Here is a 13395-nt window from a genome sequence, read left to right as displayed (position 1 = left end):
GAAGTGGACGTCGTACTGCGGCAATGGGGTGGGTTCTTCCTCGACAAGCGGCCGGCGAGCCTCGCACGGCGCGCGTTGGTCGAACTCCTCGTGTTCGGCGTCCGGCAGGCGTGGGCGAGCCTGTTCGGCGCGCTGCTGTTGGCCGCCGTGCTGGCCACGCGCGTGTACTGGCCCGATACGATGCCGCTCGCCCGTTACGACGCGCTGTTCTTGATGGCGGTCGCTATGCAGATCACGTTGGTGGCGACCGGACTCGAACGCCCGCGCGAAGCGATCGTCATCCTCGTTTTCCATGTCGTCGGCACGGCGATGGAAGTGTTCAAGACCCACATGGGTTCTTGGACCTATCCGGAGGAGAGCGTGCTTCGCATCGGCGCGGTGCCGTTGTTCAGCGGGTTCATGTATGCCGCGGTCGGCTCGTACATGGCACGCGTGGTTCGTATCTTCGACATCCGCCTCGACCGCTATCCGCAACGCTCGATCACGATCGCACTGGCCGCTGCAATCTACGTCAACTTCTTCGCGCATCACTTCATGCCCGATCTGCGGATCGGGCTGTTCATCGCGACGGCGCTGACGTTCGGCCGCGTTCGGATGCAGTTTCGCCTGCTCGAAGGGACGCTCGCGATGCCGCAGCTGCTCGCGTTCGTGCTGGTGGCGACATTTATCTGGATCGCAGAAAACGTGGCGACGTGGTCGAGCATCTGGCTCTATCCGAACCAGATGCACACCTGGATACCGGTCTCTCCGGCCAAGCTCGGCTCGTGGTTCCTGCTCATGATCATCTCGGTGGTGCTGGTGACGCTGGTGCATCCACCAAGACGATCCGATTCGCCATGAGCGGCCGCGCAGTAGTAGCGATCAGTGCAACAGCCGCCCACCGATGCGGAACAGGCCCGTCCAGGCGCCGATCATCGACCCCAGGTTGGTGAGCAGGAACGTCAGCAGCACGCGCGCCACGCGGTTGCGGTACCAGCCGCGGACGGTCTGCACGTCGTCGCGCAGCGACATGAAATCGGCATAGGTCGGCTTGCGGATGCGCGCTTCGGTCAGCGCGCTGAACGTGCCGGTCGGCACGCCCAGGCGGAACGGCTTGAGCGGTGCGAACAGGGCAGCGGTGAGGATGCTCAAAGGATGCGCCGTCGCCAGCGCGCAGCCCAGTGCGGCGAAACCGGCGGTGCACACGACCCATTGCAGCAGCAGGTCCGCGCCCATCGCGAAACCGCCGCGCCAGATGCCCACGCCGATGGCGGCGACGATGAACGCGACGATCGCGATGCCCAGCCACGGCGTCTTGCTCTTCTTGCGAACCGTTTCGAGTTCAGTGCGGATCGCTTCCGGATCTCGCGTTTCCTCGCGCAGGTGACGCGCGAGGCCTTGCAGGTGTCCCGCGCCGACGACCGCGAGCACTTCGCGCGCGTCGCCGTGCGTCTCGCGGAGGCGCGCGGCCATGTAGCGGTCGCGTTCGGCGATGACGGCTTCGTACAGCTCGGGGCTGTCGCTGGCGAACTCGCTGAAGCTCGATTCCAGCATGTCGCCCTGCTTGAGCTTTTCGATGTCCGCCTCGCCGACTTCCTCGTCGACGAACAGCGCGGTCATCAGCCCGGCGCCGAGCTTGATGCGGCCCCAGAACCCGAGCCCCGCGCTGGCGCGACGGAAGGTCAGGCCGACGTCGCGATCGATGAGGTGCACCGGCAGGTCTCGCTGGCGTGCTTCGAGCACGGCGCGCTTGAGTTCGGCACCGGGCTCGACGTCGAGCTGTTCGGCCAGCCGGCGCTGGTATGCGGCCAGCGCGAGGTTCGCGGCGAACAGGGCGGTCTTGCCCTTGCGGATGACCTCGACCAGGTCCATGCGCGCCATCGCGTCCGGGTCGGTCAACGCCGTCAGGCGCTGCGGATCCAGTTCGACCGCGATCGCGTCGAACGCACCGCTGCCGACGGCGTCGCGCACCGCTTCCACGCTCGCCTGCGACACGTGCGCCGTGCCGAGCAGGGTGTAGCGCACGCCGTCGCGTTCGACGATCGCGTGCGGTTGGCGTTCGAGCAAACCCTGTAGCGACTCAGACATCGAGGCGCCCTTCGGCGGAAACGGACAGTGCAGCGTGAATCGGCATGGATCGGGCGGTCCTGCAGCAAGACGGCGCCCGCAGGCGCCGTCGTGGGAAATCGGTTGCAGGAAGCTTAGGGCCTGACCGGGGACGGGGCAATGAACGCCCGTCTCATGCGACGCCGAAGGGCAGGTTCGGAGACGAAACCGCGCGTTCGCCGACGGTTTCGCCGCGCAGGAACCGCATCACCGACGCAATGACCACCTCGTCGTCGAGCACGCGCCGGTGACCGAGCCCGCGCGTGGTCAGGAGGCGCGAGTCGGGCCAGTAACGCGCGTAACGCTCGCCTTCCGACCACGGCACGTCGCGATCTTCGAGGTCGTGCACGATCAGCGCAGGGCGGCCGATCACCGGCGCGGTGCGGTGCGCCTGCTGTTCGTCGAAGCTCATGCCGATGCGGCTTTCGAAATACTTGAACATGCGCTGCGTCAGGGTCTGGCCGATCCACAGCAGGTCGGCGAAGCGCTCGGCGGCGGCGACGGGATCGGCCGCAGGCGCGATCAGAACCGCACGCTCGGCCTTGAGGCCACGCGAAAGCGCATTGGCCGTCGCCGCGCCGCCGAGCGAATGCCCGATCACGACCGCTGCCGGGCCGAAGTGTTCGCCCACGGCCATCAGGTGGCGGGTGAAGCAGGGCAGCGTCGCGCGCTCGCCCGGACTGCGGCCATGCGCCGGCTGGTCGAAGGCGACCACGGCATAGCCCGCCGCCCGCAGGCGCGGCAACCAGGCGCCGACGCGCGTGCCATGGCTCGACCAGCCGTGCGCGAACAGCACGTAGGGCTGGCGCTTCGGGTCGCCCCAGACGTAGGCGGTGATTGGGTGCCCGTCGACGGCGACGCTTTCCTCCCGGGCATCGAAAGTCGGGGCCGCGAGGGCACGAGTACGGGAGGAGGGCATCGGCGTGCAAAAGATCCGCGCGGCGCGGGCGACCGCACGCCGAGGCGCGACGAGGCCGCCGATCGCGAACCACAGGCGGAGTCCGTAGAGGGCGAAGAGCTTACGAACGGTCGTGCTAATTTTGGCGATGAGCGGGTACACGGTGGATCCCTCCGTGGGGTGGAGTCAGGCGTCGGGGGCGGCGGCGCTGGGCGCGTAGGAACGGAACAGCCGCTCCATCGCGCGTCGGCCGCGATTGGCGGCAGTGTCGAAGCCGAACAGTCCGGCGTCGTGGTGGACGATCAGGGCGAGGGCGTACAGCTCGAAGGCCATCTGGTCCGGATCGGTGTCGCCGGCCAGCTCGCCGGTGTCGACGGCGAGCGTGATGGCGCGGGCGATTTCCTGGCGCCAGCGGAGGTCGTGCGCGACGAGGCGGTCGCGTAACGGGCCGGGGCGGTCGTCGTACTCGCTGGCGGCGCTCAGCAGCAGGCAGCTGCCTTCGGACTGGCGGACCCAGTCGTACCAGGCTTCCAGGATGGCGCGAAGGCGGGCCAGGCCGCGCGGATGCTTCAGCGCCGGGCGAAGCACGTGATCGACGAACCGTACGCCGGCTTCGTCCAGCACGGCCATCTGAAGGTCTTCGCGCGAGCCGAAATGCGCGAACACGCCGCTCTTCGACATTCCGACGGCTTGGGCAAGGGGGCCGATCGACAGGCCTTCCAGACCCGCTGCGCAGGCGATCCCGTAGGCGCGGTCGATGATGGCTTCGCGGGTGGCTGCACCCTTGCTGGTGGCGGTCAGAGCGTTCACGGCCGAGAAAATAGCACGGCCGTTCGTTTTATTCCGACCGTTCGTCGGTTTCAGACCGGATCGGACTCGTCGCCCTGTCCGAGCGCCAGCTGCATCTGGACCGTGTCCAGCCATCGCCCGTGCTTGCGGCCCAGGCCCTGGAACACGCCGACGGTCCTGAAGCCCAGTTTCTCGTGCAGGGCGATCGAGGCGGTGTTCGTGACGTCACCGACGACGGCGACCATCTGTCGCAGGCCGAGCGCGGTGCAATCGTCGATCAGTCGCTGCAGCAGCGCGCGTCCGATGCCCTGGCCGACGAAGTCCGGATGCACGTAGACCGTGTCCTCGACGGTCCATCGATACCCCTCGCGCGTGCGGTACGTGCTGGCGTAGGCGTAGCCCGCGAAGCGGCCACCGCGTTCGGCGACAAGATAGGGATAGCCCTGCGCGACCACCGCCTGCCAGCGGCGGGTCATCTCCGCCTCGTCGGGCTCGTCGTACTCGTAGGTCGCGACGTGATCGCGGACTTCCTGCGCATACAGCGCGGTGATCGCGGAAAGATCGGTGGCGACGGCGCTGCGAAGGTGCAGCGCGGATGGGGTCGCAGCGGGGGCGGTTGGCGTTGGCATGGCCCAAGCGTAACCGCGGCCATGGCTTGCGTCGCTGGTCGCGAACCGGCTTTGACGTCATCCCCGCGAAGGCGGGGATCCAACCCTGCATGCAGCACGTCAGACGTAAGACGTGACGCCGTGAATCGATGGATTCCCGCCTTTGCGGGAATGACGGCTCAGGAGACGGCGACCTCGCCGTCGCGCTCGCTAGGACTCAATCCCGATAACGCTTCAGCAGATCGCCGTAAGCATCGATGCGACGGTCGCGCAGGAACGGCCAGATGCGGCGCACGTGCTCGCTGCGCTCCATATCGACTTCGGCCATCAGGATTTCTGGATCGTCGGTCTTCGCTTCGGCCAGGAATTCGCCCTGCGGTCCCAGCACGTGGCTGCTGCCCCAGAACTGGATGCCCGACGCGCCGAGCGGCGAAGGCTCATGACCGACGCGGTTGCAGCTGAGCACCGGCAGGCCGTTCGCGACGGCGTGACCGCGATGGCTCAGGATCCACGCGTTGCGCTGGCGATCCTTCTCGGCCTGCTGGTCGTCCGGGTCCCAGCCGATGGCGGTCGGGTACAGCAGCAGTTCCGCGCCGGCCAGCGCCATCAGGCGCGCACCTTCGGGATACCACTGGTCCCAGCACACCATCACGCCGAGGCGGCCGACGGACGTGTTGATCGGCTCGAATCCGATGTCGCCCGGCGTGAAATAGAACTTCTCGTAGAAGCCCGGATCGTCCGGGATGTGCATCTTGCGGTACTTACCCGCGACGCTGCCGTCGGCTTCGAAAACCACCGCGGTGTTGTGGTACAGGCCGGTCGCGCGCTTTTCGAACAGCGAGCTCACCAGCACGACGCCATGCTTCCTGGCGAGCGGCGCGAGGCGTTCGGTGCTCGGGCCGGGAATGGTTTCGGCGAGGTCGAACTCGCACACGTCCTCGTGCTGGCAGAAGTACGGGCCGTTGTGCAGTTCCTGCAGCAGCACGAGCTTCGCGCCTTGGCGGGCGGCCTCGGCCACGCGCTGTTCGATCACCGCGAGGTTCGCTTCGGCGTCGCCGTGGTTGCGCTCCTGGATCAGCGCGACGGGGAGGGTGGTCTTCTTCATTGGAGGCGGGAGCTGTGGCGCGTCAGAACAGACGAGATGTCACATTCTAGCGGCTGACCCATGGACGCTGGCTCAACGGCGCTCGCGATTGGCAACAGCGTCGTTTGACCACGCGATGGCGCTGAAAGCACCCGAGGCCAGGAACAGCCATAGCGCATAGCGCATGTCGACGCCGGTGAGTCGGCTGCCTAGCATGAGGGATAGCGAAAGCGCGACAGTGGCTTGGGCCGTCATTCCTAGAGGACTCGCGCGGAGTCCGTGCCGCCAGCGTGGACGGAAAAGGAAGAACTTCTGCAGTTCAGGCTTTATCCAAGCCGCGCAGAGAAGGCCGACTGCATACAACGCCATCAGGATGCAGGCAGCGATCGGAAACGCCTGGTTTGCGGATACGCCAGCCAAACGAGGCGTCAATCGGCAACCACGCCCTGCGGCAACTGCATCGTGATGCAGTGCAGGCTGCCGTTCTGCCAGATGAGCGACCGGCACGGAACCGGAACAATCTCGCGACCCGGGAAGGCTTCGGCCAGGACCGCCTGCGCCTTCGCGTCGGCGTCGTCGCCATACGCGGGCATCAGCACGGCGCCATTGACGATCAGGAAGTTGGCGTAGCTCGCGGCGAGGCGACGGCCGTCGTCGAGGATCGGCTGCGCCCACGGCAGCGGGAACAGACGATATGGCTTGTCGTCTTTCGTACGCAGCGCGGCGATCTCATCGCCCATCGCCTTGAGCTCGGCGTAGTGCGAATCGGATTCGTCGTCGCAGGCCTGGAAGACGATGGCGTCGCCCGGCGCGAAGCGGGCGAGGGTGTCGACGTGGGCGTCGGTGTCGTCGCCTTCCAGGTAGCCGTGGTCGAGCCACAGCACGCGATCCTGCTTCAGCCAGTCGGCCAGCCTGGTCGTCAGTTCTTGGCGCGAGGCATCGGGATGGCGCTCGTGCAGGCACTGCCAGGTGGTCAGCAGCGTGCCGTCGCCGTCGGTGTCGATGGCGCCGCCTTCCAGAGCGAAATCAATGGATTGGCGCGCACTCTTCGAGAAGATTCCCGCTTCCGTGAGGCGCTCGACGAGGAGGTCGTCCTGGCTGGCGTCGAACTTGCCGCCCCAGCCGGTAAAGCGGAAGTCGAGCAGCCGGAATCCATCGCCGTCACGCAGGGTGATCGGACCGGAATCGCGCAGCCAGGTGTCGTCGTAGGGCGCCTCGATGAAGCGCACCTTCGCCATGTCAACGCGTGCGGACGAAAGCCGCGCGCGTGCGTACGCCTCCACGTCCTCGTCCGCCACGCACACGATCGCGTCCTGGAAGCGGGTGATCGCCGCGACGAGCGCGATGTAGGTCTCCTCGACCTCGCCCAGGCGGTCGGCCCAGTCGGTATCGGCGTTGGGCCATGCGATCAGGACGGCCGACTGGGGTTCCCACTCGGCAGGAAAGCGTGCGTGCGTGCTCTGGGCGCGGGTGTTCTGGTTCATAGCCTCATCGGATGGGCGGCTTGGGCCCGACTTCCTCGGCGCTGGCCTTGTTGGCCACCGCGTCGATCACCTTGTTCTTCTCGAAGTAGACGGTGAAGGACGGGTAGACCCAGCGGTTGATGGTCGGCCACTGCCGCTTCTGTCCACCTTCGGCGTCCAGCTTCTGCGCGGGCGCGCCGTAGCTGGCTTCCACCTGCGCCATGGTCTGGCCACGCGCGGGCAGGGTTGCCTGGTTTTCTTCCTGGACGCGCTCGACCAGCAGGGTGTCGGCCGAGGCGACACCGGACAGGGCGAGCGCAGCGAACAGCGGAACGGCTTTAACAAGATGCTTCATGGTCAGTCCCCTTCGAGCCCCCTCGTGGTAGTGCGCGATTGTACGCACAACCCCTGATGGCCCGGCAGCGCGCGGCCGTCACGTTTTGGAGGTTTGCGCTCGCCGAACGGGCCTCGACGCCGGTTCGACGTAGAGGGAAAGCCACAATGCAGAAGGCCGCCCGGGGGCGGCCTCCTTACTCGCGTTACGACCCGGCGCAGGACGCCGGAGCGTGGATCAGCGCTGACGCGCCTTGAAACGCGGGTTCGACTTGCAGATCACGAAGACCTTGCCACGGCGGCGAACGACTTTGCAGTCGCGGTGACGGGCCTTCGCCGACTTCAGGGAGGACAGGACCTTCATGACAGACCTCGGCTACAGGTAAATGGGATAACGAACGAAGCCTGCGATTCTAACGGGTAAATTCCCCGTGGATCAAGTGTTTGCGCGCACGAGGCGAAAATTCGCCCGGCGGCTCCACAGTGAGGCCCGGCATTGGCGCGAAGAGTTGGGTGTTTCCAGCGCGTTTCGGGCCTCCCGGCGCCGAGCAAGCATAATGCCCGCATGAACAGCCCACACTCCAGCTCCAGCGTTCCCATCCTCACCATCGACGGTCCTTCCGGCTCCGGCAAGGGGACCATAAGCCGCCTGGTCGCCGCCCGCCAGGGCTGGCATTACCTGGATTCGGGCGCCTTGTATCGCGCCGTCGGCGTCGCGGCAGGATGGGCCGACCTGGACCTCGCCGACCCGGCGGCACTGGTCCGTTGCACCTTCGACACCCGCATCGACTTCCAGGAAGACCCGGTTTCCCGGGAACTGCGCATCCTCGTCAACGACATGGACGCCACCGACGAGCTTCGTACCGAGACCGCCGGCGCCGCGGCTTCAGCTATCGCCGCAATCCCCGAGGTCAGGGCCGCCCTGAAGGACCGCCAGCGCGCCTTCCGCCGGGAGCCGGGGCTGGTCGCCGACGGCCGCGACATGGGCACGGTGATCTTCCCGGACGCCCCCTACAAGGTCTTTCTGACCGCCAGTGCCGACGAAAGGGCCGAAAGGCGTTATAAGCAGTTGAAAGACAAGGGGGTTTCCGTTAATTTAGACGGTCTGCTGCGGGAGATCCTTGCCCGCGACGCGCGCGATGCCAATCGCGCGGTGGCTCCGTTGAGGCCGGCCGAAGACGCCGTCCGCATCGATACCACCGGCCTCGGCATCGATGACGTGGTCGAACGCGTGCTGGCCTTGTTGCCTGCACGCTGAGCGCGCTTCAAGCGGGCGTGTTTCCACCGTAGCAGATCGTGCCATCGCAATCCCGCGATGGTTCAACCACAACACATGGCGCAGTTGCATCGCGCCACACAACGGGTGGGTCGACCACGCGCTGCTTGATGCCTTCTAACTCAGTTAGGCCCTGACAGCCGGTGCGGCCCGTGTGTTCAACCGAGTAATTTTTCCAATGACCGAATCATTTGCCGAACTGTTTGAACAGAGCCAGACCAACCTGGCCAAGCTGAAGCCGGGCGCCATCGTCACCGGCGTCGTCGTGGAAGTCCGCGGCGACGTGGTGGTGATCAACGCCGGCCTGAAGTCCGAAGGCATCGTGCCGATCGAACAGTTCCGGAACGACGCCGGTGAAATCGACGTGGGCGTGGGCGACGAGGTCAAGGTCGCGCTCGACTCGATCGAGAACGGCTTCGGCGAGACCGTCCTGTCGCGCGAGAAGGCCAAGCGCGCCATGGTGTGGGACGAACTCGAGCAGGCGCTCGAGAAGAACGAGACCATCACCGGCCGCATCAGCGGCAAGGTCAAGGGCGGCTTCACCGTCGACATCAAGGACGTGCGCGGCTTCCTGCCGGGCTCGCTGGTCGACGTGCGCCCGGTGCGCGACTCGGCCTACCTCGAAGGCAAGGAACTCGAGTTCAAGCTCATCAAGCTTGATCGCAAGCGCAACAACATCGTCGTCTCCCGCCGTGCGGTGGTCGAGAGCGAGTACAGCGTCGAGCGCGAGCAGCTGCTCGAGAAGCTGCAGGAAGGCGCGATCCTCAAGGGCGTCGTCAAGAACCTCACCGATTACGGTGCGTTCGTCGACCTCGGCGGCATCGATGGCCTGCTGCACATCACCGACATGGCGTGGAAGCGCGTGCGTCACCCGTCCGAAGTCGTGGAAGTCGGCCAGGAGCTGGATGTCCGCGTGCTCAAGTACGACCGCGAGCGCAACCGCGTCAGCCTCGGCCTGAAGCAGCTGGGCGAGGATCCGTGGGACAACATCGCCCGTCGCTACCCGGCCAACACCCGCGTGTTCGGCAAGGTCTCCAACGTCACCGATTACGGCGCGTTCGTCGAGATCGAGCCGGGCGTGGAAGGCCTGGTGCACGTGTCCGAGATGGACTGGACCAACAAGAACGTCAACCCGTCGAAGATCGTGCAGGTCGGCGACGAGGTTCAGGTCATGGTCCTGGACGTCGACGAGGAGCGTCGCCGCATCTCGCTGGGCATGAAGCAGGTCACCAGCAATCCGTGGGAAACCTTCGCCGCCATCCACAAGAAGGGCGACAAGGTGTCGGGCCAGATCAAGTCGATCACGGACTTCGGCATCTTCATCGGCCTGGACGGCGGTATCGATGGCCTGGTGCACCTGTCCGACCTCAGCTGGAACACAACCGGCGAAGACGTGGTCCGCAACTTCAAGAAGGGCGACACGCTGGAAGCCGTCGTCCTGGCCGTGGATCCGGAGCGCGAGCGCATCAGCCTGGGCGTCAAGCAGCTTGAGCAGGACCCGATGGGCCAGTACGTGGCGTCCAACGCCAAGGGCTCGATCGTCCGCGGCAAGGTGAAGGAAGTCGACGCAAAGGGCGCGACCATCGAGCTGGACAATGGCGTGGAGGGCTACATCGCCGCCCGCGACATCGCCAAGGAGCGCGTCGAAGACGCTTCGCAGTACCTGAAGGTCGGCCAGGAAGTCGAAGCCAAGATCATCGGCAACGACCGCAAGGGCCGCTCGATGCAGCTGTCGATCAAGGCGAAGGACGAGGCCGAGCAGCAGGAAGCGCTGGCCGACTACAACCGCGCCTCCTCGGAAGCCTCCAGCGGCACCACCAAGCTGGGCGCGCTGCTGCGCGAGCAGCTGGGCAGCAAGTCCGAGTAACAGCCGCTGTAGCGTGGTACCCGAAGGCGGTCCGGCTCGTCCGGGCCGCCTTCGATATGCAAGACCCCGCAACCGCTGCACGTCTCGTGCGGCGGTTTGCGACAAAGAAGCGTGACAACCGGCGCGCCGCCAACCAGAGCCTGCATGACCAAGTCCGAACTCATCGAGATCCTTTCCCAGCGTCAGGCCCACCTGAAGGGCGAGGACGTGGATCTGGCGGTGAAGGCGCTCCTGGAAATGATGGGCGGGTCGCTCGCCACCGGAGAGCGGATCGAAATCCGCGGCTTCGGCAGTTTTTCGTTGCACTACCGTCCGCCGCGCCTGGGTCGCAACCCGAAGACGGGCGAGTCGGTCGCGCTGCCCGGCAAGCACGTTCCGCACTTCAAGCCCGGCAAGGAATTGCGCGAGCGCGTCAGCGGCGTCGTGCCGCTGGAAGAAGCCGACTGATTGCCGGCGACGCATGCGGCGCCACGCGCGCATCGTCGTTCCACTGGACCTTCGAAGTAGGTCCGTTAAGCTAAAGCAGACCACAGCGGCCGATGGAGGCCGTGATGCGCCTGCTCCGTTTCCTGATCGCGATCGCATGCCTTGCGGCTGGCGCCATCATCGGCGCGTTGAACCGCGCTCCGGTCGTGATCGATCTTGGATTCTCGCGGCTGCCGACCAACCTCGGCGTGTCGCTGCTGGTCGCGCTGCTGCTTGGCGTGCTCATCGGCGGCCTTGCGATCAGCGCCAGCGTAGTCCTTCCCATGCGCCGCCGACTGGCGCGCGCCGAACGCACGGGCGCGACGACCGCACCCACTTCCGGACCTTGATGCATGGCTTTCATCAGTGAGTGGTTCTGGTTCTTCCTCCTCCTGCCGATTGCGGCGGTGAGCGGCTGGATCATCGGCCGTCGCGGCGGCGAGCGTCACAGCGATACGCAGGTCAGTCGGCTGTCGACGACGTACTTCCGCGGCCTGAATTACCTGCTCAACGAACAGCCCGACAAGGCGATCGAGTTGTTTCTGCATATCGCCGAACTCGACAAGGACACATTCGAAACGCAGGTCGCGCTCGGCCATCTGTTCCGCCGACGTGGCGAAGTGGATCGCGCGATCCGCCTGCACCAGGCGCTGGTGCAGCGGCCCGGTCTCAGCGACCAGCAACGCGTGCAGGCGCTGCTCGCGCTGGGCGAGGACTACATGCGTTCGGGCCTGCTCGATCGGGCGGAGACCGTGTTCTCCGACCTGGTCGCGCTCGACATGCGCGCGCCGCTCGCACTTCGCCATCTCATCGGCATCTACCAGTCCGAGCGCGACTGGGACAAGGCCATCGAGAACGCGCGTCGTTACGAGGAAGCCACGGGCGAGCCGATGGGCAAGCTCATCGCGCAGTTCGAGTGCGAGCTGGCGGATCGCCATCGCGCCGCCGGCGACACCGACGCGGCGCGCGCCGCGGTCGCGCGCGCGTATGAAGCCGATGCCAATTCCGTTCGCGCGGGCATGATCGAAGGCCGCCTGGAAGTGGATGCGGGCAACGATGCAGGTGCGATCCGCGCATTCGAGCGCGTGGCGCGTGTGGATCCCGACTACCTGCCGGAAATCCTGCCGCTGCTGCTCGACTGCTATGCCCGTGTCGGCGATGCGCCGGGCGCGCGCGCGTTCCTGGCCGAGATGACCGAGCACTACCGCGGCATCGCGCCGGTGCTCGCGCTAACGCGCATGGTCGAGAGCGAGGAGGGCGTTCCTTCGGCGCGCGCCTATCTCGCACGCCAGTTGAAGGATCGCCCGTCCGTACGCGGCGAAGCGGCGCTGATCGACCTGACGCTTGCGGAGGGCGCCGACCCGGCCGCTACGTTGCACGATCTCAAGCACATCACCGACCAGTTGCTGGTTCGCAACCCGAGCTACCGCTGCAACCGCTGCGGCTTCGGCGCGCGCAGCCACCACTGGCAGTGCCCGAGCTGCAAGGAGTGGGGCACGATCAAGCCGCTGCTGAACTACGCGGTGGTCTGACGGATGCTGGAATGGCTGGTGGTGCACTTCTGCATCGGCGTCGCGGGCACCTGGCTCGCGCGGCGCTATGCGCTCATGCGGTCGCTGATCGACCAGCCCGGCGAACGTCGCAGCCATAGCGTGGCGACGCCTCGCGGCGGCGGCATCGCGATCGTGATCTCGCTGCTGGTGGCGGCTGTCGCACTTGGCGTGCGCCAACCCGACCAAGCACCGCTGATGCTGGCGTTCGGCGTCGGGCTGCTGATGGTGGCGGGCATCGGCTGGGTGGACGACCATCGGCCGCTGTCCCCGTGGATTCGCCTGGGCGTGCATGTACTCGCGTCGGCCCTGTTGGCGATTGCGATCGGGGATCTCTACGACTCGATGTGGCTCGGCCTGGCCGCCTTCGTCTCCACGCTGGTGCTGACCAACGTCTGGAACTTCATGGACGGCATCAACGGCCTGGCCGCGAGCCAGGCCTTGATCGCGGCCGTCGGTCTGGCCTGGTTCGCCGGTGGCGCCTGGACACTTCTAGCCCTGGCGTTGGCGGCGGCCTGCCTGGGCTTCCTGCCTTTCAATTTTCCCAAGGCTCGCATCTTCATGGGCGACGTCGGCAGCGGGGCGATCGGCTTCGCGCTGGGGGCGCTCTGCGCCGTGGCGGGCGGACGGATGGGAGACAGGTTTGCGCTGGCCCTGCTACCGGTTTCGGTGTTTCTCGTCGATGCCGGCCTGACTCTTCTGCGCCGCGTATTGCGCGGCGAACGCTGGTGGTCACCCCATACCCAGCATGCGTACCAGGCATGGTCCCGTGCGGCCGGTCACGGTCGGGTAACCGTGTGCTATGCGGCTGTTTCGCTGGTGGTCATAATCGCCAGCTGGGGCGTTATGCCGCGTGATGCGTTCTTCATCGCCGGTACTACGGTCGCGTGGTATATGTGCTGCGCTTTTTTTTGGCTGGTCCTGCAGAAGAAGTTTCAGGCGCAGCTTCCTCATTGAATTAGTTGGCAGTCTGCAAG

The 13395-nt window shown here is 66.2% G+C and carries 16 protein-coding genes; 7 read left to right on the top strand and 9 right to left on the bottom strand.

Going from position 1 to position 13395, the window contains the following annotated elements; translation table 11 throughout:
* Positions 1–3: 3 nt before the first annotated feature.
* Positions 4–840, top strand: coding sequence for a DUF817 domain-containing protein (locus DX912_RS00560; RefSeq protein ID WP_115840522.1), 837 nt, complete (start codon positions 4–6; stop codon positions 838–840).
* A gap of 21 nt (positions 841–861) precedes the next feature.
* On the opposite strand, the gene DX912_RS00555 is transcribed toward DX912_RS00560, so the two are convergent.
* From DX912_RS00555 to ykgO, 9 genes are all read right to left on the bottom strand, one after another.
* Positions 862–2067 (bottom strand): TraB/GumN family protein, encoded by a 1206-nt coding sequence (locus tag DX912_RS00555; RefSeq protein ID WP_115840521.1) that lies wholly within the window; start codon positions 2065–2067, stop codon positions 862–864.
* 151 nt (positions 2068–2218) lie between these two features.
* Entirely contained in the window at positions 2219–3004 is a 786-nt protein-coding gene (locus DX912_RS00550) for an alpha/beta hydrolase (RefSeq protein WP_233433425.1), read from the bottom strand.
* 165 nt (positions 3005–3169) lie between these two features.
* Positions 3170–3793, bottom strand: a complete 624-nt coding sequence (locus DX912_RS00545; protein WP_233433424.1) for a TetR/AcrR family transcriptional regulator — start codon at positions 3791–3793, stop codon at positions 3170–3172.
* 50 nt (positions 3794–3843) lie between these two features.
* Positions 3844–4401 (bottom strand): GNAT family N-acetyltransferase, encoded by a 558-nt coding sequence (locus DX912_RS00540; protein WP_115840519.1) that lies wholly within the window; start codon positions 4399–4401, stop codon positions 3844–3846.
* A 196-nt stretch (positions 4402–4597) separates the two neighbouring features.
* Positions 4598–5485 (bottom strand): carbon-nitrogen hydrolase, encoded by an 888-nt coding sequence (locus DX912_RS00535; protein WP_115840518.1) that lies wholly within the window; start codon positions 5483–5485, stop codon positions 4598–4600.
* Positions 5486–5557: 72 nt separating this feature from the next.
* Positions 5558–5719, bottom strand: a complete 162-nt coding sequence (locus tag DX912_RS18275) for a hypothetical protein (RefSeq protein WP_181902649.1) — start codon at positions 5717–5719, stop codon at positions 5558–5560.
* 173 nt (positions 5720–5892) lie between these two features.
* Entirely contained in the window at positions 5893–6948 is a 1056-nt protein-coding gene (locus tag DX912_RS00525; protein WP_115840516.1) for an agmatine deiminase family protein, read from the bottom strand.
* A 4-nt stretch (positions 6949–6952) separates the two neighbouring features.
* Complete coding sequence (locus DX912_RS00520) at positions 6953–7282, bottom strand: hypothetical protein (RefSeq protein WP_115840515.1); 330 nt, start codon at positions 7280–7282, stop codon at positions 6953–6955.
* Positions 7283–7498: 216 nt separating this feature from the next.
* Entirely contained in the window at positions 7499–7624 is a 126-nt protein-coding gene (gene ykgO, locus DX912_RS00515; RefSeq protein WP_010342887.1) for a type B 50S ribosomal protein L36, read from the bottom strand.
* A gap of 201 nt (positions 7625–7825) precedes the next feature.
* Between ykgO and cmk the strand changes: the two genes are divergently transcribed.
* The 6 genes from cmk (at position 7826) to DX912_RS00485 (ending at position 13375) form a co-directional block, all read left to right on the top strand.
* Entirely contained in the window at positions 7826–8518 is a 693-nt protein-coding gene (cmk, locus tag DX912_RS00510) for a (d)CMP kinase (protein ID WP_115840514.1), read from the top strand.
* Between the two features lie 196 nt (positions 8519–8714).
* Positions 8715–10403 carry a 30S ribosomal protein S1 gene (gene rpsA, locus DX912_RS00505; protein WP_115840513.1) on the top strand — a complete coding sequence of 563 codons (1689 nt, stop codon included), beginning with the start codon at positions 8715–8717 and terminating at the stop codon, positions 10401–10403.
* 144 nt (positions 10404–10547) lie between these two features.
* Positions 10548–10850 (top strand): integration host factor subunit beta, encoded by a 303-nt coding sequence (locus DX912_RS00500; protein WP_115840512.1) that lies wholly within the window; start codon positions 10548–10550, stop codon positions 10848–10850.
* A gap of 104 nt (positions 10851–10954) precedes the next feature.
* Entirely contained in the window at positions 10955–11218 is a 264-nt protein-coding gene (locus DX912_RS00495; RefSeq protein WP_181902648.1) for a lipopolysaccharide assembly protein LapA domain-containing protein, read from the top strand.
* 3 nt (positions 11219–11221) lie between these two features.
* Positions 11222–12400: a lipopolysaccharide assembly protein LapB gene (lapB, locus tag DX912_RS00490; RefSeq protein WP_115840510.1), complete on the top strand. Its 1179-nt coding sequence runs from the start codon at positions 11222–11224 to the stop codon at positions 12398–12400.
* Positions 12401–12406: 6 nt separating this feature from the next.
* Positions 12407–13375 (top strand): MraY family glycosyltransferase, encoded by a 969-nt coding sequence (locus tag DX912_RS00485; RefSeq protein WP_425477885.1) that lies wholly within the window; start codon positions 12407–12409, stop codon positions 13373–13375.
* Positions 13376–13395: the final 20 nt, after the last annotated feature.

The sequence above is a fragment of the Lysobacter soli genome, from assembly GCF_003382285.1.
GTDB lineage: Bacteria > Pseudomonadota > Gammaproteobacteria > Xanthomonadales > Xanthomonadaceae > Lysobacter_J > Lysobacter_J soli.
Note: the sequence above shows the minus strand (reverse complement) of the source record. Positions and strands in the feature narration are given on the sequence as shown.